Below are 26,283 nucleotides of genomic sequence, written 5' to 3' on the forward strand. Positions count from 1 at the left end.
GTCCCTACGGGCCTTCGGCCCTCCGTGCGCACCGCGCTTCGCGCGGTGGCGGACCCGCTCCGCGGGTCCAGGCTGGCCGTCGGCCCGCCTCTCGCCCCTTCGGGGCTCGGTGGCCTGACCTTCGGTCAGGCCGGCCCCGGCTGCGCCGGGCCTGGTCGGTCCGCTTCGCTCCCCTCCCTGGGGCCGCTCCGCTTCGCTCCGGCGGCCCCAGGTGGCTGAGCCTGAATCAAGAGGCTGAGCTGTGCTGTTGTGGAGCTTCAAGCGGCTGACTGGGAAGGGGTGGTCCGGCCGCGGGGGGACTGAGCCACCGTCCGGGCCGGGGCCCACTGGTACCCCACTCCCCTGACTGACCATCACCCAGTCACCCCACCCTGGGGCCGACTAGCCCGGCCCCTCCTCCGAGGGTGTATCAGAACTCCATCGTCAGATGATCCTGCCGAAAAGCCCGTCCGGGCCCACTTGAAAACACCCCGTCCGCTCCCCATGTTCCGGCACGGAAAACCCGTCCGCACGAGGACTGGAAATCACCACCGCCCGGCCGTATCAGAAACCGACCGTCAGGAGACCCCGCCAAATCCCCGGTCCTCGTCGTCGCCGAGCGGGAAGCGGCCCGAGTCGACGTCTTCCGCTTCATCGAAGTCGAATACAACCGCACCAGGCTCCGCAGGCACCCCGAGTTCGGGTACCTCACCCCACTCGAAACCCGAGCCAGGCTGCAGCACGACTTCACCCCCGCAGCGTAAGCACCCGCTGTCCAAGATCAGGGGGAACTTCACGACACCGCTCACAACAGCGGCACGGCCATCGCGCCGGCAGCCACTCTCGCGCCCGCATTCGATCACTCCTTGGCTCTCGCTGAAGCCCGACACGATCGCAGCAGCGATTGCCTTGCCCAAGTTCGACTACACACCTTTGATCACGGACGCGTTCAAGGCAGCAGTGCTCTCCCAAGCCGACCTCTCCGGCCTGGCCGACGCCCTCAGGACCGCCACCGCCATCTCAGCGGTCCCCATCCACCCTGGCCCAATGCACCCGGCGGTCGTGCCTCCAGAGGCCCGGAAGCCGGCGCACAACGACAGCGTCGAAGTCGAGACGCTCGACGAGCCCGAGCAGAACGCAGGTCCCGATCAGCCGGAAGCACGTAGCGGGAACGATGGCCGACCCACGCCAGCCCGCCACCCAGGCAGGTTTGGAGCCGACCCCGGCAGATGAAGGAAGCGGGTCGAGGGCCCGGCAACGTCGACGGGCATAGCGCTGCCGGGCACCTGCATGAGTGAGCCGAAGCACCGTAGTTGTCACCAGAGGAGAGGGATGACCTGGCGATTCGGACCGGTCGAAGCAGTCTGGTTTTCACCAACAAGGCATTCGACTTGTCACATGTGCTCATGTGAACGGAGTGCGCAAGGACGGATCTAGGACGGATCTAGGACAGCAGCTCTTAGCCTCGATCTTGCACGACGACCCCATAACGAGCCGTCAGCACTAAAGCACGTCACGGGAGCTCGCACGCCTCTCGGCGGCACTGCTCGCCTGGGAGACAACTCACCAAGCACGCATCCTCAGGGAGAACTACATGAATCTCGCCCGAAAGCTGGCAACAGGAGCCATCGCGGTGGGCCTCACCACCGCCGGCGTCCTCGCTGCGACCCCGGCCAGCGCCACGGTCGTGAACTCCACGTGCAACCTGTCGTCCGTCGTCAACGTCTCTTACGGCTCGGGCGGCGGCCACTACTGCTACGTCTGGGACGGCGGGCCCGCCAACCAAGGCTGGATGAACATCACGAATTCCCATCAGGTGTGCTCGAACAGCTACACGGGATACGTGCGGGATGCTTCGGGGCGCAATTGGGACTTCTACCGAGGCGCGTGCACAAACACTTACGGGGCGAATCTGACCTTGATCGTCTTCACCGGCAACTGAGTTGAACGGTCTCGGTGCCCGTGGCCACAGTACCGAGAACCTGATGCCACATTGACAGGGCGTCACATAGGCGCGCATTTGACGGATCGCGGTCCGCCGGGTGCGCGCCTTTCGCTTGCACTCTGGGTTTGTATGCGAGGCGAGCCTGCCGCCGCCGGAACAAATCCCGGTGACAACATGCCCGCCCCGCTATCGCGCTTCGGCTCAATGAGCCAAATCCTGCGAGGCGGCTCGGCAGTTGTGGAGCAGGACCGCGCGCACCCGCACGCGGGCCGGCCCGCTTCCCGTGCCGCTGCTCGTCATGGCCGGTACGCGGTCGCCGAGGTGGCCGCTTCCTCGGCGCCGGGCGGCAGCGTCGGCAGCGGCCAGGACGGATCCGGTGCCCAGGTCGGCCAGCCGCCGGCGAACGGCCCGGTGCGGTCGTCCAGCATGCCGATCGCCCGTTCTCGGGCCCGCTCGACCTGGCGGCCCACGTAGTCGTCGACCACACCGAGGCGGCGTAGCTGGGCGTACTCTTCCTGGTCTTTCCAGTGGTGCCCCGACAGGTCGGGGGTGATGACCAGGTCGAGGGCGAGGTCCATGGTGTCGATGCCGAGGCCGGGGCGGCGCCGGTAGGGGTGCTCGAAGTTCACGTACCAGCGCAGTGGTTCCTTCGTGGTGGCGTCCTGGAAGCGGTGCACGGAGAACCACTCGCTGTTCAGGAAGTGGCTCAGCAGCTCGGTGCCGGTCCACTGGTAGTGGTCCAGGGTCCAGGTGCCGGCCGCCAGGTCTGCCAGGCCCTGCTGGCGGGTGGCGTCGTCACCGGTGCGGGTCGAGGTGATCCAGGTCGTCGGGGCCAGGCTCTCGATGCCCGGCCAGTAGGCCAGGGTCAGCATGTGGCCGGTGTCGTCGATCACGCGTTGCGGCATCGCGGTCCATACCCGGTCGGCGTGGACGTCGCGGCGGATCGCGGTGGTGCCGGGCTGGAACAGCTTGGTGTCGGTCATGGCGAGGAGTGTTCCCTGCCCCGGGGCCGGGGAGTCCGCTCGAAGGTGTGACGGCGGGTCAGGGCTTGGGGAGGCCTTAGCGGCCGGCGGCCCACCGGTTCGGCGCCTGCGGGGCGTCCAAGCGCTTGTGCGGCTCCTGGACGGCTCGCGCGAGTTCGTCATCGCGCGCTGCTCGCTGTCGGGGACCGGCCCGTCCCACCAGGCCCGCCCGCCCCGGAAACGGTGAACCGTGGACTCCCGTGCACACGGGTGCCTGATCCAGGGACCGGCCCCGCCGCGGGGCCGGCGCGAGGAGAGGCCACCGTCATGCCCATCACCATCTGGCGCGGCCCCGACGGACAGCACTGGAGCGGAGAGGAGGGCGACGCCGACTTCGACCCGGCCGCCCGCGTGTGGGTCTACCGGCTCGTGCCGGCTGTCCGGGACCCGGCCACCGGCCGGTGGGCCACCGACCCGGCGGGCGAGCCCGTCGACGTCATGGGCTTCCCGGAGCAGGCCGGGTACACCGAGGTGTGTGCCGACCCGCTCGGTGAGCCGCGGATCGCCCGGCTCCACGAACTGCTGGCCGACCTGCTGACCGACTACCAGTTGGACGCCGGCCGGCCGCACCCGCGCACCACCGAGCTGCACACCGCGCTGGAGGACGTCGCTGCCCTCCCTGACCAGCTGCGGCGCCACGGGTACGCCGCCGCGGCGCAGGCCGCCTGATCCGCCTACCAGCGCAGCCGACGCCGGGGTCGCTGACCGGCGGCAGGGCCGGGGTTCACCCCGCCGTAGCGGCGGAGCGCAGGGCCTTCTCGGCTGCGGCGGCGATCTGCGGGTTGGCGAGGATCGCGGCCGCGACCTGCTCCGGGGAGAGCTCACCGGCCGGCCCCGGCACCACGGGCGTGCCGAGCAGCCGCGCCTGCAGTTCCTCCAGGATGCCGGTGGCGGCCGTGAACTGGTTGCTCTCCTCGGCCAGTCCGCGTTCGGCCAGTTCCCCGGCCAGGGCCTCGACCGCCTGGCGCAGGCAGGCGATCGCGGTGCCCGTCGGCCCCGGGCAGCGCGGCACCGCCAGCGCCGGGTACTTCCGCGTCGGTTCGAACGCCTCGGCCAGGTGCCGGGCCGTGTAGACCACCGTGTGGCACGCCTCCAGCAGCATCTGCTCGGGGGAGCCCGCCGCCGGCAAGGGGGTGTAGTCGCGGCCGTCGCCGTCCTGGGCCGTCTGGCCGTCGATGCCCAGGCGCAGCAGGCCGGCGGTGGTGGCCAGCTTGTCGAGGCTGTGGACGATGAGGGCGGCCGTTTCGCGCAGTTGGCCGTGCATGCGGCCCAGCGTGCCCTGGCGCTCCTTCGCGGTGGCCTGCTTGTCCTCCTCGACCAGTGCCTGGTGCTCGGCACCCAGGTGTCGATGGGCATTCAGGAGGGCCTGGGCGGCGTGGCCGAGGCGGCCCAGGTCGTCGGGGTCTGCTGCGGGCATCGGGGGCCTTCCGGGCTTTGGCGGCGCGGCGCACCGGCGCCGCGTCGTACGCGGTGACGCGATACCCCACCGCATCACCGCGTACGACGCCGCCCCGGTGCCGCGGGACACGCCCGGCGGCGACAGCGGTCGGGCCTGCATCGCCTACGCCCGGTTCGCATCACGCGGGTGGTGATCTCGGCGGTGGCGGGAAGGTGTCCGCGGACACCTTCTCCCGACCCGTCCCCCGAGGCTGAGGGCGGCACGGTCCTACGGGTTCCAGGCTAGTGGCCGGGCCCGGCCGTCGAGGAGGCGCCGGGTTGGCTGGGGTCGGTTGAAGGCGTGCGCGGAATCGGGGTGGGTGTGCACGGGTCGGTCGGTGACCATCCGCAGCCGGTCGGTGTGGGTGCCGGCGGGTGCACGATGGTGCAGTTGCAGTTGGGGTTGTCATAGCTGTTGTCGGTCGGCCGGGGGCCGCCGGGGGCCGGGATCATGGCCGCCGCGCTGGGGTCCATCGGGCCGGTGGGCCGTGGGGCGGGCTGGTGCGTCGCACGCGTTGCCGGTGGTGCGGTGGGCCGCTTGGCGGTCGGGGGCGGCGTCGCCCGACCGGGTGGGCTCGGCGCCGGCGGGGTCGGGGAGGGTGAAGGGCTCGCGGGCTGGATGGGAGTCGCCGCAGGCGACAGGCTCGGCGATGGCGAGACCGGTTGTCCGCCGGGGCTCGCCGACGGGCCCGCCACCGCTGGCGATGCTGGAGCCGCGGGCCGGGCGGCACGGTGCGCGCCGCTCGCGCCGCTCAGGGCCCAGGCCCCGGCGGCGCAGGCCACGGCCGCGGTGGCCACCGCAGCCGTAACGATCCGCTTGCGTCTGCTGCCGACCTGCCCTGCCGCCCGCTCTTCCTCGACCACGCCCGCCCCCGTCGGTGTCGCCCACCGCGCTCGACTGTGCCGCGGGCCGGAATGGATCTTAGCGAGTACCTCCGTCGGGAGGGACCACGAGGAGGCACACCCCCGCGGCCGCTGAAAGCAGCTGACGTACCACCAGCGCCCGACGACGGGGACCCGCCCCGTGACGACTGGCCGACCCGGCGGGGGCCGCGGCCCCCGGGCGCCCGTCCGGCTGGGGTGTCGGCCGTCGGCGGTGCCGAGGGTCGTCAGGCCGACAGGCGCCGGTGTGGGAGGTCGGGTGCCGGATCGCCGGACGCGGCCGCGAGTCTGGCGACTTCCGCGGCCATGACCCGCCGACGGCGCACTCGGGCTTCGTGCTGCTCGAGACCGGCCTGCGGTGTGTCGGGGGTGTCGGGCGTGGTGGCGGGTTCGGGGCCGGCGGGTGTGGTGGAGGCGGTGGAGGCGGTGTAGAGGGGCCTGAAGTAGGCGCGGTCACCGGCCAGGACGTCGACCAGGGTGCGCAGGTCGTCCCAGGTGGTGGCGTCGGTGCCGGTCAGGAGGGCGGTGATCCGGGCCTGGGTGAGGCGGTAGTCGGTGGCGGTGGCGAGCTGGCGGACATCGGGGCGCCCGGCACGAAGGTGCAGGGTGCTGAGTGCGGCTTTCAAGGCCATCCGGGCGGCGGCCTTCGGATCGCCATGGGAGGGCGCCGGTGGGCGGTCCGCGACCGGTCGCCGGGGTGGGGTGCGGTGGGCGTACTCGCGCAGCCGTTCGCCTTCCCAGGTCTCGCGCAGGACGGCGGGGTCAGCGCCGCAGGCGCGGGTGAGGGCCTCGGTCAAGTGCCAGGTGGGGACTTGTGCGCCGGCCAGGATGCGGGACAGGTAGGAGGGGGAGATGCCGCAGCGGGCGCTGATGTCGCGCTGGGTGCGGCCGGTCACCCGCACGAGCATCGACAGGACCGGGGCCAGGCGGTTGACGGCCGGGCGGCTGTCCGGGTCGGGCAGCGGCACCTCGGGGCCACCGGGACCGGGGGCGGGCCGGCTCCCGGGATCGGTGGCCGCGGGCAGGGTGGGCGGGGGCGCGAGCGGCCCGGGCCCGGCGGCGAGCGCGGCCTTGACCGGGGCGTGGCGGTGGCGCAGGTGGGCCAGGCGGCGGTCGATGTAGGCGGGGCGGAAGCGGTGGCGGGCGCTGTCCTCGCCGATCGCGAGGCAGTCGCCGATCTGCGCCCAGGTGCTGCGGCGCAGGCGGGCGTGGCCGACCAGGCCCGCGGTCAGGTCCTCGAGGCGTAGGTGGAGTCGGTGGGCGGTGGCCAGGGGGGCGGGTCTGGCGGCGGTGCCGGTGGCGGTGTGGAGTTCGCGGTGGAGTTCGCGCAGGTCGGCGGCGATGTCCTTGAGGAGTTCGTCGAGGAGGTCGTCGAGGTCGGTGGTGGCCTCGGCCAGGCTGGCGGTGCCGGTGGCGGTGCGGGAGCGGTAGGAGGCCTGGCGGCAGGCCGGGCCGCAGAAGGATGCCGGGCGGCCGGGGCGGCGCGGTGGCAGCGGGGCGGCGCAGTGGTGGCACGTCGCACTGGTGGTCATCGACTGGTCCAGGTTCACGAGGCAAGAACGTCACTGGGGTGGTGAGGCGCGGTCGCTGGGGTTGTCACGAATCGGGGCCGGTGGCCGCTGTTTCGTCTCGGATCCGGTGCACAGGTGCCGGATCCTGGCAACGCGGCGCCGTGGCCGGGTGGGACCGCCCGGGGCGGTCCCACCCGGGTGAGGGCGGGTCGGTGCGGCGGCGCCAGGCGGCGTACGCCACGAGCAGCGCGGCGAGGATCGCCTGCGCGGTGTGGTCGACGTGGACGATGTGGCTGTCCGGCGGCACGATGACCAGCAGCGGCCAGGCCGAGGCGGTGTGGCCGGGCCCGGACGGCTGCTTGTCGGCCTGGTTCACGGGACGGGTCTCGTAATCCTGCCCGGTAGCGTTGTCGGCACGGGTCGGCCCTTCGTCATCGGGCCGTCCGGTACGGGAACGCCGGGTTCGCGACATGACTCATCGTTTCCTTTTCGTGTGGTGACAGTGCGGTGGGCAGGAGCGCCGACCCTGGGCGGCCAACCCGTCGGCGCCCCGCCCACCGCGCGCAACCGTAGACGCACCGCGCGCCCCGGAACGCGAACCGCGGAAGTGTGCAAAGCGGACGATTTCATGATCCGCCGAGGCCATCGCACCATCGCCCGCACCCCGCCCCGGGCCCGGTTCCACCGAACCCGCCCGCACCGCCCACCGGATCTGATAGAAGCCCCAACCCCTGCCCTTACAACCATTCTTGACAGATCGTCAGTGAAGGCCTTCAGGCGGTCCTGCCTTGTCCCGGCACAGGTTGCCCGCTGTACCAGCGCGTCTTGTCCGCTTCGTAGCCGGTCCCAGTCGAGGTTGTCGCCCGGGTGACGGGCCGGCGGTGGCGTCCACCGTGTTGTCGGTGAGCGTGGTTCGTCCCGCGCAGGTTGTCGCTGGAGATCGCTACGCTTCCGGATCATGTGGAGACAAGTAGCCCTTGAGGCGTTCTCGGACGCCGATTTCAGGGATCCTGCTGACGAGTCACAGCTGGCCGAGGCGGAGCGGAAGCTCGGAGGTGAGCTGCCGGCTGGACTCAGGCAGCTGCTGCTGGAGGGCAACGGGATCGTCGGACAGAGCAGCGTGGACACTGTCTGGGGCATCGAGCAGATCGTCGAGCAGAACCTCTACTTCCGGTCGGACAGTTCGTTCGCCCAGCTGTATATGCCGTTCGACGCTCTCCTGTTCTTCGGAGACAACGGTGGCGGCGACCAGTTCGCCTTCATCCAGACGCCACGGAGGCCAGACGTCTTCGTCTGGGAGCACGAGACCGACAGTCGCCGCTGGGTGGCCCGTGACCTGCGGGACTACCTCGGGCGCTCACTCGCTGAGGGCGGAGACGACTGGTATCAGTAGTCCTACGGCCGGGGTGTCCGCAGACACAATCCCCAGTTGAGCGACAACCTGGCCCGCAGACTCCTCATCCACCCGAACCCCAGTGACAAGGGCCGCCGTCCGCTTCCACAGTCGAACCCCCGCAGCAGTGATCACACCGAAGGGGACCTAGATCGTGATAGTCCCCCCCTTGGCCGGGATTCGGGTCGCCGCCTCGGATGGCGGTGGTGATGTCGGAGGCCCAGTCCACGGGGTGGCTGTGCCCCAGCAGGTCCGCTAGGCGGTCCAGCCGCACGCGGCGCTCGTCGGGGGCGAGCGTCAGCGCCCGGTGCAGGGTTTCGACGAGGTCGGCGGGTGAGTGAGGCTCCGTGAGGAGCGCCGCGGTGCCCAACTGTGCGGCGGCGCCGGCGTGACGGGAGAGCACCAGCACACCGGAGCGGTCGGCTGCGTGCTGGGCCGCGATGAACTCCTTCGCGGTCAGGTTCATCCCGTCCTGGAGGGAGGTCACCCAGAACACGTCGGCCGCGAGGTAGTGGTCGATCACCTCGGCCAGCGGCAGGCTGCGCGGCAGGTATTCAATGGGTCGCCAATCTCCGGTGCCCCAGTCGCGGTTGACTTCGATGATGCGGCGTTCCAGCCGCTGACGGGTCGCGTCGTGGGAGGTGATGCCGGCCTCGGGCGGCGGGCACACCAGGCGGAACCCCAGCCGTCCGCGCAACCCGGGCCGGCGGGCGAGCAGCGCGGCGATGGCTTCCACCTTCTCGACCGGGGCCTTGGCGTAGTCCAGGCGCTCGACGGAGAGCACCAGCGCCCCCTCGGCCGCGCCGGCCCGGGGCAGGCGGGCACGGGCGCGGGCCAACGCCGCGATGGCGCTGCGGTCGATGCCCAGCGGATGCACGCCGAGCCGGGGCATCCGCGGGGACCGGGCGAGGACCCGCCGGAAGCAGTCGGCGAAGGCCTCGGTGTGGAATCCGGCCCAGTCCAGGCAGCTCAGCGAGGCACGGATCTCCCCGGCGGTGGGAAGCGCGGCGAACACGTCCGCGGGCGGGAAGGGGGTGTGGTGGAACAAGCCGATCCGCAGGTCCGGGCGTGCCGGGCGGAGCAGTCCGGGGACGAGCCACAGGTTGTAGTCGTGCAGCCAGACCGTGGCACCCGGTGCGGCCCGGGCCTGGATGTGGTCGGCGAAGCGGGCGTTCACCTCGCGGTAGTGGGCCCAGGCGTCCCGGTCGAACCGCAGGCGCTCCGACTGGGACATCAGCACCGGCCAGAGCGTCTCCTTGCACGCCTGGTGGAAGTACCCGGACCACTCGGCGGGGCTCAACCGGACGAAGGAGAGCGGAAGCCCGGTGTCGTGGCGGTCCAGCGGTGCCGGGCGCGTGTCGGGGCCATGGACCTCCTCGGTGTCGAGGACCGCGGCGGTGGTCCAGACGGCCTGCGGGTTCCCGGTGAACAGGCTGCGCAGGGTGGGCAGGATGCCGTTGGGGCTTGCGGGTGGCCGCCATCCGTCAGGGGTCCAGGTGACCGGTGGCCGGTGGTAGCCGACCACGAGCGGGTACTCCCGTTCCACCCAGCCCAGTTCCTGAAGGGCCGACAGGATCCCGGCGGCGCCGGGCCGGTCGGGACGGTGGACGCGCTCGTCCTCGGGTACGGCGTCGAGGAGGGTGGGCTCGGCGCCACCGACGATCACTGCGTGCGCGCCGAGCCCGAAGAGCGACAGGTCGTTGAGGGAGTCGCCGGCCACCAGGACCGAGGACATCGGCCAGCCCTGCTCGGCGGCGAGCGCCGCCAGCGCGGCCCCCTTGCTCGCCGCCGGCGGCAGCACGTCGAAGTAGCGGTCCGCGGAATAGAGCCACGTGCAGCCCAACGCCTCCACCGTGTCGGTGAGCTCCCGTGTGAGCTGTTCGGGTCGCAGGTGGAACGAGCAGCGGCCGTCCTGGGCCACGCCGTGCTGGTATGTCAGGCCGGGCAGGCGGCGTAGTGCGGCGCGGACGTGTCGGGCTCCGGGCCAGCCGCTGCGTAACCTTCTCTGCAGGGGTTCGACCGAGGTCAACGAGACGCCGTCGAGGACGCTCGCCCCCACGTCCGCGATGATCCAGCGCGGCCTGGGTACCAGCGGGTCCCGCAGCACCTCGCGTACCGAGGGCAGGCCGCGACCGGTCGCGAAGACCACTGTCAGCTCCGGATGACGGGCCAGCGCGCCCTGTAGTCGCCGGCGGTCGGCCCGGTTGCCGCCCAGCAGCGTGCCGTCCAGGTCGGTGACCAGAGTCCTCATTCGGTGCCCCCTTCGGCGCGCGAGGGGCCGGGCCCACGCGCGTCCGCTCGTGTCAGCTCAGGATCACCGGACGCTAACACGAGGCGATCACCAAGTGAACGGGGCCTGCCACCGTGTGCGACGGCCGGGGTGCCGGCTCGGTGGCGCGGCGGGTGGACAGAGCGTCAGAGTGGGGGGACGCGAGCAAGCCAGTGCAGCAGCCCGGCACGGTCGAGGGCGCGGCTGGAGCCCGGGCCGGTCACGGCGGCGGCGCCGCAAGCGACGGCGGCGGCGAGGCAGTCGGGAAGCTGCTTCCCTGCGAGGAGGGCGTGCACGAAGCCGGCGTTGAAGCAGTCACCCGCTCCGGTGGTGTCCACGACGTCGACCGGGATGGCGCGGACGTCGTACCGTTTCCCCTCCTGCACCGCGCTGGCCCCTTCGCCTCCGCGCTTGACGATCACGGTGCGCACGAGTCCGGCCAGCAGGTCGAGCGCGTCGTCGACCGTGCCCGCACCGGTCAGCCGCAGTGCCTCGTCGGCGTTGGGGGCGAAGACGTCCACGTCGGCGAGGACCTCGCGTACCGTGGGCGTGTCGAGGGTGGCGGGCACGTCCTGGCAGTCCATGAACACCAGAGTGCCGAGCTGACGCGCGACCGACAGGGATGCCTTCAGCTCGGCGCCGAAACGCAGTTGGGGCAACATCAACACCTCGGGGCGGTGCTCGCGCAGCAACTCGGTGAGCGGCGGCGCCCCGTGCGGGTCCTGATAGCTGACCATGGCCCGGTCGCCCGGGTACGACAGCGCCACCGTGACACTGCGCAGCGGAGCGGCGTGGTGACGAAAGCCGCTCTCGTCCAGGCCCTCGGCCTGAGCCGCGCCGAGCACGAGTGAGCTGAACAGGTCGGTGCCGAAGTCGGTGGCCCACACCACGTCGCGGTCCAACCGGTGCGTGGCCATCGCCAGTGTGAAGGCCCCGCCGGGCAGCAGGTCGAGCGCCCCTGCGAAGACCTCGGTGCCCGGCCGGACCGGCCGTTCGAGGTCCTGGAAGATCAGATCAGCGAAGTACTCGCCAACAACCAGCACTTCGCGACCCCGCACCGCACCAGCCGTCACCCGTGGACTTCCTGGCGACGAGTCATCAAAAGCTGCGCCGCTCACTCATCCCACTTTCTCCTCCGGCTCCTACGGTCGGTGCCGCCATGCCTATCCAGAGCTTCCGGGCCACATCCAGGCATCCGAGATGTGGGGTGCCCCGAACGCGGAGTCGAGACACCCTCCGCGATCACGGTGCCCAGCCGTTCCGGCCCCCGGGTCCGCCTACGCCGGTACCCGTGGGGCCCGCCGGGTTGGCGCTGTCGCCGTTCTCCTTGAGCTTCGGCGCCGGCTACGCGCTTGCCTGGATCACGTCGTCGATCTTGTAGTTCGGAACGCTGATGTCCAAGGACACGTCCAGGGACTTGGCGGTCGCTGCCGTGGGGGCGCTGGGGGCTCCGGGGGTGTAGGTGGCGATGGCGTTGCCGTTCGCGTCCACGACCGCGAGTTCTCCGGGGATCGTGTTGCCGCCGCTGACGACCAGCACGGCAACACCGTCGACGTAGCGCAGACTCAACGTGCCCAGGTTCTCCGCGGCGGGCTGGGTCGCCGGGATCACGAAGTCCGAGTCCGCGGTTGCCGTGCTGTGCGGACCGGGCTCGGGGGCGCTGGTGCCCGTGATGTCGCGAGGGGTGATGTCGGGCACGGTTGATCCCAATCCGCCGGGTGCATGGTGGTGCTGAACGGGTGAAGCCTTCCACTCCAGGCCCGGGTCCATGCACCCAACCGAACTGCTTTGCCGCGAAGGGCTGACCGTCAGCGACCTCGCGCTCGGCCGCGTCCACAGTCCGCCGTGAGCGACCCCATGACAGACGTGATGCTTCTCAGGTCGCAGCTCCCGGGCAGGCGAAGTTGGCGAGGCGGCCCGGGGCCCAGGGGGTGGAGGCGAGTTGGGCGAGGGCGCGGGGGCGAGGGTGGTGAGCAGGCCGAGCATCTGCATGGTGCGGACGAAGTGCAGGTGCAGCACCGGGTGGTGGGGCAGGCGGGCGGTGGCGGCGCCGAGAAAAGCGGTGGCGATCCGGCTCGACAAGAGCAGCCGTAATCCTGCCAGGCGCAGTTCGGTCGAGGTGCTCACCGACCACGGGCTACGGACGAGAGCGGCGGCTCCACGTGGGGTTTCACCGGGCCTGACTCGAGCTGGGGCGGGTGACCGGCGCGGCCCGGCCCGCCACGGTGGCCGCCACGCTCAGCGGCCCCTCGGCCTCACACCCGACAACGGCGCGGTGCAGTACGGTCCCCGCATGGGCGAACCCGCGCAGCCGCCCTCCCCCGCCCCGGCGGGCGCAGCCGCCGTACCGGAGCCGGCCGTCGAGGAACTCCTCGACGCCGCGCTCGACTTGACGGTGCGTACCGGCGAGAGCGGTGCGTTGCGGGGGCTGGTCGCCGAGCTGAACCGCCGCGGTGACGATGCCCGCTGGCAGGCCGGGGTGCTGTACCTGGGGCTGTTGTCGTCCCGGCCGGTGTACGGGAGGAACGAACGCGAGGGAGTGGAGCACCTGCGCCGGGTCGCCAAGACCGCCGACCACGCGACAGCGACCGTCCTGACCCTCCTCGCGGCGCACCGCGAAGGCGGTGAACGGGCGGCGCGGTCCGTCTGGAGCCAGAGCACCCCGCAGCTGCTACTACTACCACGAGCACCGGCACGGTGGCATCGGCCTGCACACCCCGGCATCCGTGCACTTCGGCACCGCAGACCTGGTCCGCGAGCAGCGGGCCGCCACCCTCACCGAGGCCTACGCCCGCCACCCAGAGCGCTTCGCCCGACGGCCGAAGCCCCCCGAGATACCCCAGACGGTCTGGATCAACGAGCCGAAGCAGGAGACAGAACCCGCTCAACAGTCCATATAGCAACAAACCGTCTCATTTGACTTGACAGCTTCCGGGCACTGGTTCGGGGTCGGCTGGTACAGGCTGTAGATCCGGACGTAGGAGACCGGGCTGGCGGCGGGGGTGGCATCCGCCGCCCGGGGGCTGGGTGCTTGGCCCTTGTCCCAGTTCACCTGGTGGGAGGTGGCCGAGGCGCTGCCCGGCGTACCGACCACCGACTGGCCGTTGGCGTAGGCCGTGCCTGTGCCTGTCGTCGCCGCGGCCATGAGGCCGGCCGCGGCGGCTGCTGTCCCGAGAGTCTTCTTGATCATGCTGTGCTTCTCCTTGATGGGAGTTGGTCTGATGCGTACGGGTGAGGGCGCTGACGCCTTGGTGTGGCCGGCAGTGTCCCGGCACGTTGCAGCCGCGTGAGCTGCGCTTTGGGACGGCATTGCAGGCACTCGATAACGCACCGATCCGGGGGGATCGTGCTGCGCCGCACTGGACCGCGCTGCCTGACGGGCTCAGCCCCGCACACCAGCAACTCGTGGAGGAACTACGGGCGCTCAAGGACGAGCACCGGCCAGTGGGCCCGGGAAGGCGGGCGAGCCCGTCGACGTTGCGGGCTACCTGGAGCGGGCCGGCTACACCGAAGTGTCCGACGGCCCGCCGGGCGAGCCGCGGATCGCCCGACTCCACGAACTGGTGGCCGGCTACCAGTTGGACACCGATCGGCCGCACCCGCGCACCACTGAGCTGCACACTGCGTTGGAGGACGTCGCCGCCCTCCCCGACCGGCTGCGGCGCCACGGGTACGCGGCCGCGGCACAGGCCGCCCGATCCGCTTCCCACCGCGGCCGGCGCCGGGGCCTCGGAGGGAGGACCCGACTGCGGTCCCGGCGTCCGCGGTGGCGTTCGTGGCCTGATACGGGTGGCGTCTGGCAGACCCGGATCTTGTAACGGTTCGGAACTGCGTGCCCGCGAGAGCGATCGAGACCTTGCCTACGTCAAGCCGGAGGTCAGTTCACCGGGCCCTGCCCTTGGGCATCGTCCCACCTGTCGGTCACCAGGACCCAGAGGTGTACGCCGGGCCGTCGTACACACCGGGTGGTGGTGTTGACCAGGGGGCTGCGTTGCCACCGACGTTCACACCGTAGCCCGAGCCGTTACCCCAGTTGCTGAAGGTGAACTGGCCGAGGTCGCCATACTGACCAGGGCTCCAGTATTCGAACGACCCCCAGTTGTACCCGGGCGAGTTGAAGTCGAGACAGATGCTGTTACTGGGACACGCCTCCGAGCGTCCGGGCCCGGCAGCGTAGGCCGATTCTGTTATCCCGACGAGCGTGGCCGCCAGGGCTGCGGCGACGACGCCGACCGACGCCGTCCGTTTCCCCCCGTTATTCCGATCATGCTCAGGTTCATGGAACTCCATTTCTGGTCGTTGCGTTGGGCGGGAACGGGCCGGCCACCCCACGGCGACGTTATGGACACCCGCCCGTCGGCCGTCCTAGATTCGTCCTTGTACGAGGTCAGCCGGAGGGAGCTGGCGCTGACCGTGAAGTGCCAGGAGGGACATGAGGTTTGGCGTGCTGGGGCCGTTGTATGCCCAGATCACCGGGCGCGAGGTCCGGCTCGACGGGCCGCGGCAGGCCAAGATGCTGGCCGCGCTTCTGGTCGACGCCAACAACCTCGTCGCCACGGAACGGCTGGTCGCCGTGATGTGGGACGGGAAGGCACCCGTCACCGCGGTCCGTCAGGTCCAGGACGCTCTCTCCGGGGTGCGCCGCAACCTTGCCGCGTGCGGAGCACCCGGTTCCCTGATCAGCACGCGGCGCGGCGGCTACCAGATCCACCTGGCCCCGGATCAGCTCGACCTGCTGGAGTTCGACCACGAGCGGCACCTCGCCGAACGGCACACTGCCCCGTTCGAGACGGCTGTCGCACTGCGGCGCGCGCTGACCTGCTGGCGCGGTGACGCCCTGGTCGACATCTCCAGCCGGGTCCTGGAGCTCGATGCGGCACGGCTGAACGAGAAGCGCGCGGCCACGCACAAACTGTGTCTGAGCATCGAACTCGGCCTGGGGCGTCATCGGGAGGTCATCGAGGAACTGACCGCCCTGCTCCGCGAGCACCCCTACGACGAGCACGTCGCCGAACGCTTGATGGTCGCCCTCTACCGGTGCGGGCGGCAAGGCGAGGCGCTGCAGGTGTACGAGCGGCTGCGCCGGACACTCGCACGCGAACTCGGCGTCGACCCCGCACCGCCGCTCCAGGCGCTGCATGGGCGCATCCTGGTCGCCGATCCCACCCTGACGTCCCCTGTCCCGGCGCGTGGTTCCGCGGACACGCGACCGGAGAGTCCTGGCGCGGCGGCCACCGAACTGGACATGGCGATGCCGGTGCGCCAACTGCCTTTTGACATACCCGACTTCGTGGGCCGAGCCGACGCGCTGGCCGAGATCGCCCGATTACTCGACGGGTCGGCGCGCAACCGGGCCCCGGTGGCCGTCATCGTGGGCGGTCCTGGTGTCGGCAAGTCCTGTCTGGTGACGCACGCCGCGCGGCTGGCGAGCGCCACCTTCCCCGACGGCCAGCTCTACCTCAACCTCGCCGGGACATCGGACGGGCCGCGGGACCCGGCGCTGATGCTGGCCGAGGCGCTGCGCGCGCTCTCGGTCGCCGGCAGCGCGATTCCGAATGGCCTGTCCGAACGGGCCGCGCTCTACCGGTCGTTGCTCGCGGATCGCCGGATGCTGGTGGTGCTGGACGACGCCGGTCACGCCGATCAGGTGCTGCCCTTGCTACCGGGGGCCGACGGCTGCGCCATGTTGATCACCAGCCGCACTCTGCTGACGCAGCTTCCCGGCACACGCCACATCGACCTGGACGTGCTGAGCCCGGCAGAGGCGCGGGAGTTGTTCACCGGAATTGTCGGTCGGCGGCGGGTCGAGCGGGAACCGGCGGAGGCCGACGCGATCCTCGACTGCTGCGGCAACCTGCCGTTGGCGATCCGGATCGCCAGCGCCAAGCTCGCCGGCCGCCCAGCTTGGTCGCTACGGGTGCTGCGCGAACGGATCGAGGACGAGTCCCGGCGGCTGGCCGAGCTGAGAATCGGGGATCTCAGCGTGCGAGCCAGCGTCGAACTGAGCTTGCGGCTGCTGCCGGCCGACGCGGTGCGTGCGCTGGGCCTGCTGGGTCTGCTCGGCGCCTACACCCTGCCCGGCTGGGTGTTCGGCCCGCTGCTGGACCGCTCGGACGCCGAAGAGGTGCTGGACACCCTCGTCGACGCCAACCTGGTGCGGCTCACCACAACCGACGCCATCGGCCAGCCGCGCTACCGGCTGCACGACCTGATCAGGGCCTGTGCCGTGGAGAACGCCGCCCAACTGCCGGCGGCGGACAAGCGGGACGCGATTGTCCGGGTGCTGTCCGCCTGGCTCGACCTGGCCGGGCGCGGCACCGATCGGCTGCCGACCGGGCTGCTGGCCGCCGCGCCCGGTTCGGCGCCGCGCTGGTCGCTGCCCGACACGGTCGTGGACCGGCTGCTGGCCGACCCGGTCGGCTGGTTCGACGCGGAACGCGACACCCTGCTCGGCGCGGTGAAACTGGCCGTGGACTGGGGACTGGACGAGCTGGCCTGGGAGCTGGCGGCCAGCCCGGTGACCTACTACGACCACCGGTGCCTGTATCAGGACTGGGAGCACGGGCACCGGCTCGCGTTGGACGCGGCCGAGGCGGCCGGCAACGTGCGCGGCGCATCGGTGCTGCTGCGCGATCTTGGCCAGCTGCACATCTACCGAGACGAGTTCGAGGAGGCAACCCGTGCCCTGGAGTCCTCCGTCGGGCTGTGCCAAGACGGCAAGGACAAGCGCGGCGAGGCGTTGTCGGTGGCGATGCTGGGCACGGTCAGCCGGGTGCAGGGCCGTGACGACGAAGCCGTCGAGCGTGTCGAGCAGGCGCTTGCCATCGCGGTCGATGAGGACGACCGGCAGCTCAGGGCACACCTGTCCTGTTCGATGGCCGTGATGCGGCTCATGCAAGGGGAACTCGCCGAGGCGGAGTCCTGGTTCGGTGAGGCCTTGCGCCAGGCCACGGCGCTCGCCGACGGGCACCGGGTGGCGGTCGTGCTGCGGCGGTTCAGCCGGCTGTACGATCGGCGCGGTGATCCGGACGAGGCACTGCGCTGCCTGCGGCAGGCGTTGGCCACCTTCGAGGAGCTGGCCGACGAGCGGTGCGCCGCGTACACGCTGCTGGAAGTCGGCCGCGTGTACGCCGGTCAGCACGACCGGGACCGGGCAAGCCGGGCGTTGGAGCGCGCGGCGGACCTTTTCCACCGGCACGGCGATCGTCAGGACGAGGCCGCGTGCTGGCAACTGATCGGCGACCTGGACGCCGCCGCCGGCGTCCACGACCTGGCCCGCCGGCATCGCGAGCGAGCGCTGCGGCTGTGGCAGACGATCGACGACATGAACCAGACGAATGCTCCAGCGCGACCATCATCGCCGTGACCTGACTGACGCTGCACATACGCAAGCAGTGCGAGGCGGTGCGGGACCGGCGCAGGCGGCGTCACCCCGAGGCAGGCCGGCGCCGTCGCACGGTGCACGTCGAGCGGCCGAGCCCCGCGTGGCGGCGCCACGCCGCACGTGCGCGCGCCGCCTGGGTGCCATGGCGAACAGCACCAGAGGCGGCGGCGAGCACTTCGTGCTCGCCGCCGACCGGTCATGGCCTGGCCAGGCGTGCGAGTCAGGTGTCCGCCAGCCGCGGGTCGCCTGCGGCCTGGCGGAGTTGTTCGTTGATGCGCAGGGCTTCTTCGAGTTGGTCTTCGAGGATGATGATGCGGCAGGCGGCGTCGATGGCGGTGCCCTGGTCGACGAGGTCGCGGGCGCGCATGGCGATGCGCAGTTGGTAGCGGGAGTAGCGGCGGTGGCCGCCGTCGGAGCGCAGGGGGGCGATGAGGCCTTGGTCGCCGAGGGAGCGCAGGAAGCCGGGGGTGGTGCCGGTCATCTCGGCGGCGCGGCCCATGGTGTAGGCGGGATAGTCGTCGTCGTCGAGGTTGTCGGGGGTGTGCGGTCGATTGGTGGCCGTGGTCACTGCACCTCTTCTTGCTGTGTCGGGGACGCGTCGAGGGGCCCCGGCGCCGTTGCGGCTCCGGGGCCCCGAAGGGTTTTACACCATCTACCGGCCTGGGCCGGGTTCCTTATGTCCGCGACTCCCCAAGGGGTGGGGTGTGCGGGGATCGCGTATGCGTGACCGGAAACCACCGTCCTCGTACTCAAAAGGGGGTCTGCGGTGTCCGCCCGGGTGAATACCTCACGGGCCGGGCGATCCTGATGGCGCTCTGTCCCCTCCGTTCATCCTCAGTACTGATCGGACATTGCGAACTGCTGGTCCTGCGTGGTTGAGCGGGTACTTCTCCGCACTGCTGAACTGCCAACTACCTGGTACTGCTCGGCGGCCCCTTGCGGGCCGCCCGGTCCGGCGGCCAGCCCCGTCGCCCGTCGTGCTCACCTGCCTGGCTTGGAACCCCACTGCCGGACCTCCCAGCACGCGCGCCTGCAGTCCTGGCGCCTTTGCTGGGATCCCGCGTACCGCGACTGCCGGTACCGCTCGACTCAACTTCACTGCTGGTACTGCCACTGCACTTACCGCGGTACCGCTCGGTGGTGGCCCCTGATACCTGCGGGCCACCCGGCCCGGCTGCCGGTCCCGTCGCCTTGCTGCACCAACTGGCTTCGGGACCCCGCAGCCGGGCCGGCCTGCGAACTTCGGTACTGACAGCCCGCCAGTTCGTGTCTGGCGGGTACCGCTTGACTGCGCCTACGAGAGAAACGTTAACCACAGCCCATGGCAATGTCTACTACAGCCAGCACAGATTTTTCGGTGTCCGCGAGGAAGGTAGCCTCTGCCCTGCGGGGACTACCGCGCACCCCGCCCGCGTTTCACGCTTCCCGGGCTCTGCCGGTCGGCCCGGTCGCGGGCCGCGACGAGGGCACGCAGGCCCGCGCAGTCCACGAACGTGACCCCCGACGGGTCGAGCACGACCTCACCGCGCCGGCGCAGCGCGTCGACCAAGGCGCGCTGCAGCGCGGGAGCGGTGGCGAGATCGATGTCGCCGCCCTTCTCACCGCGGCCTGAGACAGGTCCAGCATCGGGCCAAAGCGCCCTGACACAACCTCAGCCACCACATCCCCGGCACCGTGACAGCGCCGGCGCGCGGGGCGTGACGGTGGACATGGGATTCCTCGACACCAAACGCAATGATTTTGCTTTAAGTCACCGCAGGCTCTACCGTCGCCTAACGCAAACACTTAGCTTTTGGTCGGGGGTCGCTCCGCCCATCCAGCCCCGAGGAGAGAGAAGTCCATGTCCTCCGCTGAACTCACCCCGCCGGAAGCGGCCCACTGGGCCGCCCGCACCGGGCTCCGGCTGCCGGCCGACCGCCACGCCGCGGTCGCGGCCACCGCCAACCACATCCACTCCGTCGTCGCGGTCCTGCGGGAGCTGGACTTCGGGGACACCCCGCCCGCCCCCGCCTACCGCGCGGACCAGGAGATGCACGATGCAGCCGTATGAACTGTCCCTGAGCGCGGCCGCCGAGGCGATCCGGGCTCGGCGGCTGTCCCCCGTCGAGCTGGCCGACTCCGTCCTTGAGCGCATCGAACAGGTGGACCCGCACCTTCAGGCCTACGTCACCGTCACCGCCGAGCACACCCGACGGGCCTCGCGCGAAGCCGAGAACGACATCGCGGCCGGCCGCTACCGTGGTCCGCTGCACGGCATCCCGATGGGCCTCAAGGACCTGATCGACGTCGCCGGCGTGGCGACGTCGGCCAGCTCCCGTGTCCGGGCCGACCACCGCGCGCAGGCCGACAGCACCGTCGCCGCACGCCTGTCGGCGGCCGGAGCCATCCTGGTCGGCAAGACCCACACCCACGAGTTCGCCTACGGGCTGACCACCCCGCAGACCAACAACGCCTGGGACACCGGCCGGGTCGCCGGCGGCTCCAGCGGCGGATCCGCCGTCGCCGTCGCCGCGGGCACCGCCACCTTCGCCCTGGGCACCGACACCGGCGGATCGATCCGGGTGCCCGCCGCGCTGAACGGGGTGGTCGGCTTCAAGCCGACGTACGGCCTCGTCCCCCGCCACGGCGTCACGTCCCTGTCCTGGTCACTGGACCACGTCGGCCCGATCACCCGCACAGTCGAGGACTCGGCCCTGGTCCTGGCGGCCCTGGCCGGACACGACCCCCGCGATCCCGCCTCGCTGACCGCACCGGGCACGGACTACCGGCCGACCGCGGACGCGGACCTGACGGGCCTGCGCGTGGGCGTGCCGCGCACCTACTTCTTCGACCACGTCGATGCCCAGGTGGAAGCCGCCGTACGACGCGCGATCGACCAGCTTCGGGCCCTCGGCGCACGCCTCGTCGACGTCGAGATCCCCATGACCCGCTACATCCAGGCCACCCAGTGGGGCCTGATGGTGCCCGAGGCGACCGCCTACCACGAGAGCACCCTGCGCACGGTCCCCGAGCTGTACCAGGCCGACGTCCGCATCCTCCTCGAGGCCGGCGAACTGATGCCCGCCGGGGACTACCTCCGCGCCCAGCGCGCCCGCACCCTCATGCGGCAGGAATGGGCGCGCATGCTGCGGGACGTCGACCTGATCGCCGCCCCCTCCGTCCCGGCAACCGCGGCCAAGGCCGGCCAGGAGACGATCACCTGGGCCGACGGCACGGTCGAGGGTGTCTCCGACGCCTACGTACGCCTTTCATCCCCTGCCAACATCACCGGGCTGCCGTCCCTGTCGGTACCGGTCGGCCACGATGCGGCGGGTCTGCCGATCGGCATGCAGCTGCTCGGGCGACCGCTCGGCGAGAGCGTGCTCCTGCGAGTCGGCCACGCCTACGAGCAGACCCAGCCCACCCGCGAGCTCGCGCGCGCAGCCTGAACGAGTGCTTCCGGCCCGGCCGAACCATTCGTCCGGGCCGAAGGCCGCTCCTCGCAGGCGTGCGCGAGGTGGCGGTGCGTCCACGGCTCGTGGCGCGACGGTCATCGAACGAGTGGCCAGTTCGTCGCACGGAAATGGACGGTCGCTAGACGCAATTGGTTTGCTTTAAGGTGGGCGCTATGAGCAGGCAGATGGCGCGCCCCGGTGGGCGCAGCGCCCGGGTCCAGGCATCGGTCCACGCCGCCGTACACGAACTCGCGTCGGAAGTGGGCCGGGACGCCCTGACGGTGCCGCTGGTCGCCCAGCGTGCGGGTGTGACGCCGTCGACGATCTACCGCCGCTGGGGGGACCTGCAGGAGCTGTTGTCGGACGTAGCGGTCGAGCGTCTGCGGCCCGACACCGCACCGGGGGACCACGGCGCCCTGGCATCCGACCTGACGTCCTGGGCCGAGCAGTTCCTCAACGAGATGGCCTGCCCCGCCGGTCGCGCCTACATCCGCGACGCCCTGCTCGGCGACCCCGACGGCAGCAACGCCGGCCAGTGCTCGGCCTACGCCGCCGACCAGATCAACTTCATCCTCACCCGAGCAGCCGAACGCGGGGAGCGGACCCTCGACGTCGAGACGGTCATCGACCGCGTCGTCGCGCCCATGATGTACCGCATCCTCTTCCGCCCGGACGGACTCGACGCCGCGTACGCGCGCCGACTCGTGGCAGAGATTCTCGGCCCGACCGGCCCGTGACCAGGTGATCACACCGGCGTGCCCCCTGGCAGTGCCTCCGGTGCCCGGGCCTCGGAGGCCGGGACGACCTCGCCGCGTGGGGCGGGTCGGCGCGCGCCCGCTCCAGCCCGTCCAGGCGCGGCATGCGGGTGTCCATCACTGGCCTTTGTCGGGCGGCCGGGCGTGTCGTGCCGTCGGCCCAGGTAGCTGATCATCGCGAGCGAGAAGCCGGTCTCTTCGGCCGGCTCGCGGCAGGTGCGTCCAGCGGCTCGTTGGGCGCGGAGCCAGTCGAGATCGATCTGACGCCGACGGGTCGCTCTGCCCTCACGTGTCATGCCGTACTCGCGGACCAGGGCCTTGATGGCGTCGACGTTCACGCCGGCGTGCTCCGCGATCCACTTGAGCGAGCGGTACTCGTCGAGGTAGAAGCGGGCGAACCTGTCCCTGGGGAGTGCGGCGCGAGCCCGGCGAACGGCCGCTCCTCCCTCCCACTTCGCGCTCTTCGCCGCCCCGGGCGGGGCCGGCTGCCCCTTCAGGACGAAGCGGACAGCGTCATGGCTGACGCCGAGGCGGCGGGCGGCCTGAGCCATCGTCAGACGCAGCGCCACCCGTTGGGTGCCGCCCTGCCCCGGACGCCGCGGCCCCCGACCCGGATCTCCACCGAGTTCGGGAGCGGTCGAAGGCCATGTGAACCGGGTAAAGATGCTGAAGCGGCGGATGTTCGGCCGCGCGGGCCTGGACCTCCTACGCAAGCGTGTTCCCCTCGCGGTGGGTCAGGGTGTCGCCTGGTCGGTGTGGCGGTGGAGTCGTCCGTGGTTGCGCCACCAGAGGACCTGTCCATCGGGTCCGCGCAGGAAGTCGCTGCGGGTGCCGATCGGCTGCCCGGAGGGGTCGAGGTCGAGTCCGTAGTCGGGGCGGTAGAACGCCACGCCCAGCTCGTTGGTCTCGCCCTCCGTGGTCATCGTCCCCTGCAGGCGGCCCTGGTGGGCGCGGAATTCGACGTGGGTCTCCTCCCACGTGCCGGCTTCGTTGATCCGCCGGTTCAGGTAGTGCCCCTCGTAGGGGGCCAGTTCCGCGGCGCTCAGGTGTCGGGCTTCGGCGGGGAGGTTGCTGACCTGGGCGAACCGCCGCAGCGCCCAGTCGTCGGTGAAGAGGTCGTCGCGAAGGCGTGAGCCGCCGACCGAGTTGGTGAGCAGGGTCAGCACGAAGCTGCGGCCGGGCACCATCAGGAAGCCGGAGACCTGACCCGGCCAGGTGCCTCCGTGCTGCACGATCCGGGGGCCCTGGGCCGTGGGCCGCAGCATCCAGGTGACGCCCATCCCGTCGAGTTCCACGACGATGGTGCCGCCGGGTCCCGGGCGTGAGCGCATCCGCTCCAGTGACGCCTTGCTCAGCAGTCTGGTGCCGTTGGGGGCGGTGCCGTCGCCGAGGTGGAAGCGGGCCCAGGCCAGTTGGTCGCGCACGCTCGAGACGAGTCCGCCGGTCGGGGCGAGGCTGCGCGGTTGGGGCCAGAAGGAGGGCTCCACCACCGCTTTGCCGTTGACGACGTTGTGCGAGGCTGCGATGTTGCGGCCGATGATCTCGTCGCTGGAGAAGCTGCTGTGACGTAGTTCGAGCGGGTCCAGGAGCAGGCTGCGGACCGCGGCCTCGTAGCTGCGGCCGCTGGCGACCTCCAGGATGCGCCCGGCGACGCAGAGCCCCGCGTTGTTGTAGGCGAACGTCCGGCCGACCGGCGTGAGCTGGGGCAGGCGGGCCATGGAGTCCACGAAGCGGGTCACCGCGTCGGCGCCCCGGCCGAAGTCCTGGAAGTCGTCACCGAGCCAACCGGCACTGTGATTGAGAAGCTGACGCAGAGTCACCTGCCGCGAGGCGGTACGGTCGGCCACGGCGAAGTCGGGCAGGTACCGGCGGACGGGGGCGTCGAGGTCGATCCTGCCCCGTTCGACCAGCCGCATCAGCGCCGTGCCGGTGAAGGTCTTCGTGGTCGAGCCGATCCGGAAGCGCGTGTCCCCGTCGACGGGCACCGGGTGGTCGACGTTGGTGACACCGTATCCTCTGACATACTCGCGGTCCCCCAGCAGCAGGCCCACCGCCGCCCCGGGGATCGCGTAGGCCGTCATGGCGGCCTCGATCTTGGCGTCGAGCTCCCGCAGCAGCGATCGGTGTGCGCCGTCCACGGCGCCGGTGGGTCGTCGGGTGGCGGCGCGGGCCGGAGCCGGTGTGAGCGACAGAGCCGCCCCGCCTGCGGCGATGCGGAGCAGGTTGCGGCGCGAGAGCGGGCGGGCGGCACCGGGCACTGTGACCGCGGGGGCGTCGAGGCTGTCGGGAGCGGCGAAGGCGGCGGCGTGATCGGCCTGGTCCAGGGCTGTCGGCGTCACCTCGTTCACCTCTGCCCGATGATGAACGGTGGCGGCTGCACCGAGGCCACGCACCGGGTGTCGGGGTGGTCGGGGCGGTCGTAGAAGGAGGTGATCACGTGTGAGCCGCAGGGGGTGTCGAACACGCCGTGCGCGACGCCAGCGAGCGTCACCACAATCGAGTTCCGCAGCGTCAGTGCGGCGTAGCGCCCCCAGACCGCGCCGGTCTGAGCGTCGAAGCTCCCGGAGATGGCGAGCGTCGGAATGGTGCTGCGGGTGACCTCACGGATGGACGGGTCCGCTGCGGGGACGTCCCAGGCGCGGCAGGCTTCGCGCAGGAACGCCAGCTGTGGCGCTTGGGCCAGGACAGAGGTGGGGAAGGTCGGGAAGGCCCGCAAGCCGGCCGTCAGCTGCTCGCGCGCGGTCTCGAAGGGGACCCATTCGCTGCACCACACGCTCAGGGACAGGCCGTGGGCGAAGATTCCCTCGCTGCCGGGCAGGCGGGTGGACGCCCACTGCTCGGCTACCAGTTGCGGGTTGCCGTGGGCCAGCTCGTCCACGGCCATCGGGAACTCGGCGGGAGTGTGGCTGGCCCGGACCATCCAGTTCACCAGTGCTCCGCCGTCGAGGACCACCGTCACCGGCCCGGCCCCCGGCACGGTCACCTGGGTCGTGACCGGGTGGGCCTCCAACCGGCTCACCAAACCGGTGAACACCGCGGCAAGCTCCGGGTAGCGCGTGCGGCAGGCGGGCTGCGCCGCGCACGCACCGGTGATGTTGTCGAACGACTCCTTGACGCTGCTCCAGGTCCAGCCGGGCGTTGCCACCGATGGCGGCACCACCCCGTCGAGCGTCACCGAGCGGATCCCCTGCGGGTACCTGCGCATGTAGGTCAGCGCCAGTTCGGTTCCGTAGGAATGGGAGAACACGTTCCATTCCGGGATGTCGAGTGCCGTCCGCAGGTCCGCCAGGTCGGCCGCACTCTCGGTGGAGTTGTACGCCGCGAGGTCGACGCCCTCGGCTGCCAGTCGGCCGCGGCAAGCGGAAACGGCCTGCACGTACAAGCGGCCGGTGGAGGGGGCGTCGTAGGGCAGCCCGATCCGCTGCTGGTAGAACCTGTCGATCTCGGGGCAGGTCAGGGCGGGCGGCGAGGAGAGCGTCCCGCGCTGCGACATGACGACGAGATCGCGGTCCCGGTTCAGGCCGGTCTCGGTGATCTGCTTAATGTCGCTGATGGCGTCCTGCCCCGGTCCGCCGGGCAGGAACACGATCGGGTCCCCATGCGGTCCCGGAGACTGGGAGGGGACGATCGCGACAGCGAGCCGAAGCTGTTGCCCATGGGGCCGGGCCCGGCTCTCCGGCACCACCAGGTATCCGCAGCCGGCCCGCACGCCGTGCGGAAGCGTGGGCGGACAGGGGCCCGGCACGAACCGTGACGTGTGCTCCGTCCTCACCACGGACCCTTCGGCCGCGGCCCCGCTCGGCACGGCCGCCAGAGTCGTAGCCAGCAGGCCGGCCAGGACGGTCAGCTTCACGGCTCTCATCACGACACCTCAAATCTGCTGCAGACAACCGAGGTCACCGGCCCACACTTGCAGGCTGACGTTCCATCAGGTCCCCGGTGCCGCGCACGGCCCGCCGAAGATCACCATTTAGAAGGAAGCGGCTTACTGACTTTGGCGGGCCGCTATCCGGGCTGCCGGGGCCGAGGCGACACCCTCGTGCGACCACCGGGCCAGCCCCGACCTGCGGCGTCGCACCCGATGCGCAACCGGTCGTTGCGCAGGCCGTCGCAATCGCGGCCGCGGGTTGCGCGGGCCGTCGCAGTTGAGCAGCGCAGGCGGTGCGCAGCAAGGCCACCCTTCCTGCGCCCGTGACCGAGCGGCCGCTGCGGCGGTTGCACGGATGTGACGGCCTCACCGCTGCCCCGGCGGCCGCGTAGTCCCGGGCCCTC

The 26,283-nt window shown here is 71.3% G+C and carries 22 protein-coding genes; 7 read left to right on the plus strand and 15 right to left on the minus strand.

Features of this window, described 5'->3' with window-relative positions; all coding sequences use genetic code 11:
* Window positions 1-557 precede the first annotated feature (557 nt).
* Window positions 558-896, minus strand: a complete 339-nt coding sequence (locus OG403_RS00005; protein ID WP_329560286.1) for a hypothetical protein — start codon at window positions 894-896, stop codon at window positions 558-560.
* A gap of 677 nt (window positions 897-1,573) precedes the next feature.
* Between OG403_RS00005 and OG403_RS00010 the strand changes: the two genes are divergently transcribed.
* A complete protein-coding gene (locus OG403_RS00010) occupies window positions 1,574-1,921 on the plus strand; it encodes a hypothetical protein (RefSeq protein ID WP_329560288.1) in 348 nt (115 codons plus the stop codon).
* Between the two features lie 299 nt (window positions 1,922-2,220).
* Here the strand turns inward: OG403_RS00010 and OG403_RS00015 are convergent, their stop codons facing one another.
* A complete protein-coding gene (locus OG403_RS00015) occupies window positions 2,221-2,907 on the minus strand; it encodes a DUF402 domain-containing protein (RefSeq protein WP_329560290.1) in 687 nt (228 codons plus the stop codon).
* A 306-nt stretch (window positions 2,908-3,213) separates the two neighbouring features.
* On the opposite strand from OG403_RS00015, the gene OG403_RS00020 reads away from it, so the two are divergent.
* Window positions 3,214-3,615, plus strand: coding sequence for a hypothetical protein (locus OG403_RS00020; protein ID WP_329560292.1), 402 nt, complete (start codon window positions 3,214-3,216; stop codon window positions 3,613-3,615).
* Between the two features lie 55 nt (window positions 3,616-3,670).
* On the opposite strand, the gene OG403_RS00025 is transcribed toward OG403_RS00020, so the two are convergent.
* The 3 genes from OG403_RS00025 to OG403_RS00035 form a co-directional block, all read right to left on the minus strand.
* Window positions 3,671-4,363, minus strand: coding sequence for a hypothetical protein (locus OG403_RS00025; protein WP_329560294.1), 693 nt, complete (start codon window positions 4,361-4,363; stop codon window positions 3,671-3,673).
* A gap of 1,129 nt (window positions 4,364-5,492) precedes the next feature.
* Window positions 5,493-6,797, minus strand: a complete 1,305-nt coding sequence (locus OG403_RS00030) for a helix-turn-helix domain-containing protein (protein WP_329560295.1) — start codon at window positions 6,795-6,797, stop codon at window positions 5,493-5,495.
* A gap of 64 nt (window positions 6,798-6,861) precedes the next feature.
* Entirely contained in the window at window positions 6,862-7,152 is a 291-nt protein-coding gene (locus tag OG403_RS00035; protein WP_329560296.1) for a hypothetical protein, read from the minus strand.
* Between the two features lie 582 nt (window positions 7,153-7,734).
* Here OG403_RS00035 and OG403_RS00040 point away from each other — a divergent pair.
* The gene (locus OG403_RS00040; protein ID WP_329560297.1) at window positions 7,735-8,169 is read left to right on the plus strand and encodes an SMI1/KNR4 family protein; all 435 of its coding nucleotides are present in this window, start codon (window positions 7,735-7,737) and stop codon (window positions 8,167-8,169) included.
* 64 nt (window positions 8,170-8,233) lie between these two features.
* On the opposite strand, the gene OG403_RS00045 is transcribed toward OG403_RS00040, so the two are convergent.
* The 5 genes from OG403_RS00045 to OG403_RS00065 all read right to left on the minus strand — a co-directional run bounded on the left by OG403_RS00045 (window position 8,234) and on the right by OG403_RS00065 (window position 14,728).
* Window positions 8,234-10,420 (minus strand): trehalose-6-phosphate synthase, encoded by a 2,187-nt coding sequence (locus OG403_RS00045; protein ID WP_329560298.1) that lies wholly within the window; start codon window positions 10,418-10,420, stop codon window positions 8,234-8,236.
* A 164-nt stretch (window positions 10,421-10,584) separates the two neighbouring features.
* Window positions 10,585-11,481: a carbohydrate kinase family protein gene (locus OG403_RS00050; RefSeq protein WP_329560299.1), complete on the minus strand. Its 897-nt coding sequence runs from the start codon at window positions 11,479-11,481 to the stop codon at window positions 10,585-10,587.
* Between the two features lie 301 nt (window positions 11,482-11,782).
* Window positions 11,783-12,565, minus strand: coding sequence for a hypothetical protein (locus OG403_RS00055; RefSeq protein WP_329560300.1), 783 nt, complete (start codon window positions 12,563-12,565; stop codon window positions 11,783-11,785).
* Window positions 12,566-13,322: 757 nt separating this feature from the next.
* Window positions 13,323-13,628, minus strand: coding sequence for a hypothetical protein (locus OG403_RS00060; RefSeq protein WP_329560301.1), 306 nt, complete (start codon window positions 13,626-13,628; stop codon window positions 13,323-13,325).
* A 731-nt stretch (window positions 13,629-14,359) separates the two neighbouring features.
* Complete coding sequence (locus OG403_RS00065) at window positions 14,360-14,728, minus strand: hypothetical protein (RefSeq protein ID WP_329560302.1); 369 nt, start codon at window positions 14,726-14,728, stop codon at window positions 14,360-14,362.
* Window positions 14,729-14,870: 142 nt separating this feature from the next.
* Between OG403_RS00065 and OG403_RS00070 the strand changes: the two genes are divergently transcribed.
* Window positions 14,871-17,804, plus strand: a complete 2,934-nt coding sequence (locus OG403_RS00070; RefSeq protein ID WP_329560303.1) for an AfsR/SARP family transcriptional regulator — start codon at window positions 14,871-14,873, stop codon at window positions 17,802-17,804.
* 238 nt (window positions 17,805-18,042) lie between these two features.
* Here OG403_RS00070 and OG403_RS00075 read toward each other — a convergent pair whose 3' ends face one another.
* Both OG403_RS00075 and OG403_RS36620 read right to left on the minus strand, forming a co-directional pair.
* Complete coding sequence (locus tag OG403_RS00075; protein WP_329572022.1) at window positions 18,043-18,321, minus strand: helix-turn-helix domain-containing protein; 279 nt, start codon at window positions 18,319-18,321, stop codon at window positions 18,043-18,045.
* A gap of 894 nt (window positions 18,322-19,215) precedes the next feature.
* On the minus strand, window positions 19,216-19,407 hold the full coding sequence (locus OG403_RS36620) for an STAS domain-containing protein (protein WP_442911036.1): 192 nt from the start codon (window positions 19,405-19,407) through the stop codon (window positions 19,216-19,218).
* 255 nt (window positions 19,408-19,662) lie between these two features.
* Here OG403_RS36620 and OG403_RS00080 point away from each other — a divergent pair, with 255 nt between their 5' ends.
* From OG403_RS00080 to OG403_RS00090, 3 genes are all read left to right on the plus strand, one after another.
* Entirely contained in the window at window positions 19,663-19,872 is a 210-nt protein-coding gene (locus OG403_RS00080; protein ID WP_329560305.1) for a hypothetical protein, read from the plus strand.
* Window positions 19,859-21,250 carry an amidase gene (locus tag OG403_RS00085; RefSeq protein WP_329560306.1) on the plus strand — a complete coding sequence of 464 codons (1,392 nt, stop codon included), beginning with the start codon at window positions 19,859-19,861 and terminating at the stop codon, window positions 21,248-21,250. Before OG403_RS00080 ends, OG403_RS00085 begins: the two co-directional genes overlap by 14 nt.
* Window positions 21,251-21,429: 179 nt before the next feature.
* The gene (locus tag OG403_RS00090; RefSeq protein ID WP_329560307.1) at window positions 21,430-21,993 is read left to right on the plus strand and encodes a TetR/AcrR family transcriptional regulator; all 564 of its coding nucleotides are present in this window, start codon (window positions 21,430-21,432) and stop codon (window positions 21,991-21,993) included.
* Between the two features lie 8 nt (window positions 21,994-22,001).
* On the opposite strand, the gene OG403_RS00095 is transcribed toward OG403_RS00090, so the two are convergent.
* The 3 genes from OG403_RS00095 to OG403_RS00105 form a co-directional block, all read right to left on the minus strand.
* The gene (locus OG403_RS00095) at window positions 22,002-22,580 is read right to left on the minus strand and encodes a hypothetical protein (RefSeq protein ID WP_329560309.1); all 579 of its coding nucleotides are present in this window, start codon (window positions 22,578-22,580) and stop codon (window positions 22,002-22,004) included.
* 165 nt (window positions 22,581-22,745) lie between these two features.
* Entirely contained in the window at window positions 22,746-24,350 is a 1,605-nt protein-coding gene (locus tag OG403_RS00100; protein WP_329560310.1) for a serine hydrolase domain-containing protein, read from the minus strand.
* A gap of 5 nt (window positions 24,351-24,355) precedes the next feature.
* Window positions 24,356-25,597: an alpha/beta fold hydrolase gene (locus OG403_RS00105; protein WP_329560311.1), complete on the minus strand. Its 1,242-nt coding sequence runs from the start codon at window positions 25,595-25,597 to the stop codon at window positions 24,356-24,358.
* Between the last annotated feature and the right edge of the window lie 686 nt (window positions 25,598-26,283).

Origin of the sequence: Kitasatospora sp. NBC_01266 (genome assembly GCF_036242395.1) — a bacterium.
Classification (GTDB): Bacteria; Actinomycetota; Actinomycetes; order Streptomycetales; family Streptomycetaceae; genus Kitasatospora.

What these genes read in the sequence shown, in the direction of transcription:
- OG403_RS00010 (WP_329560288.1), top strand. Translation starts at nt 1,574, where the DNA reads ATGAATCTCGCCCGAAAGCTGGCAACAGGAGCCATCGCGGTGGGCCTC.
- OG403_RS00015 (WP_329560290.1), bottom strand. Translation starts at nt 2,907, where the DNA reads ATGACCGACACCAAGCTGTTCCAGCCCGGCACCACCGCGATCCGCCGC.
- OG403_RS00020 (WP_329560292.1), top strand. Translation starts at nt 3,214, where the DNA reads ATGCCCATCACCATCTGGCGCGGCCCCGACGGACAGCACTGGAGCGGA.
- OG403_RS00025 (WP_329560294.1), bottom strand. Translation starts at nt 4,363, where the DNA reads ATGCCCGCAGCAGACCCCGACGACCTGGGCCGCCTCGGCCACGCCGCC.
- OG403_RS00030 (WP_329560295.1), bottom strand. Translation starts at nt 6,797, where the DNA reads ATGACCACCAGTGCGACGTGCCACCACTGCGCCGCCCCGCTGCCACCG.
- OG403_RS00040 (WP_329560297.1), top strand. Translation starts at nt 7,735, where the DNA reads ATGTGGAGACAAGTAGCCCTTGAGGCGTTCTCGGACGCCGATTTCAGG.
- OG403_RS00045 (WP_329560298.1), bottom strand. Translation starts at nt 10,420, where the DNA reads ATGAGGACTCTGGTCACCGACCTGGACGGCACGCTGCTGGGCGGCAAC.
- OG403_RS00060 (WP_329560301.1), bottom strand. Translation starts at nt 13,628, where the DNA reads ATGATCAAGAAGACTCTCGGGACAGCAGCCGCCGCGGCCGGCCTCATG.
- OG403_RS00065 (WP_329560302.1), bottom strand. Translation starts at nt 14,728, where the DNA reads ATGGAGTTCCATGAACCTGAGCATGATCGGAATAACGGGGGGAAACGG.
- OG403_RS00070 (WP_329560303.1), top strand. Translation starts at nt 14,871, where the DNA reads ATGAGGTTTGGCGTGCTGGGGCCGTTGTATGCCCAGATCACCGGGCGC.
- OG403_RS00075 (WP_329572022.1), bottom strand. Translation starts at nt 18,321, where the DNA reads ATGGGCCGCGCCGCCGAGATGACCGGCACCACCCCCGGCTTCCTGCGC.
- OG403_RS00080 (WP_329560305.1), top strand. Translation starts at nt 19,663, where the DNA reads ATGTCCTCCGCTGAACTCACCCCGCCGGAAGCGGCCCACTGGGCCGCC.
- OG403_RS00085 (WP_329560306.1), top strand. Translation starts at nt 19,859, where the DNA reads ATGCAGCCGTATGAACTGTCCCTGAGCGCGGCCGCCGAGGCGATCCGG.
- OG403_RS00090 (WP_329560307.1), top strand. Translation starts at nt 21,430, where the DNA reads ATGAGCAGGCAGATGGCGCGCCCCGGTGGGCGCAGCGCCCGGGTCCAG.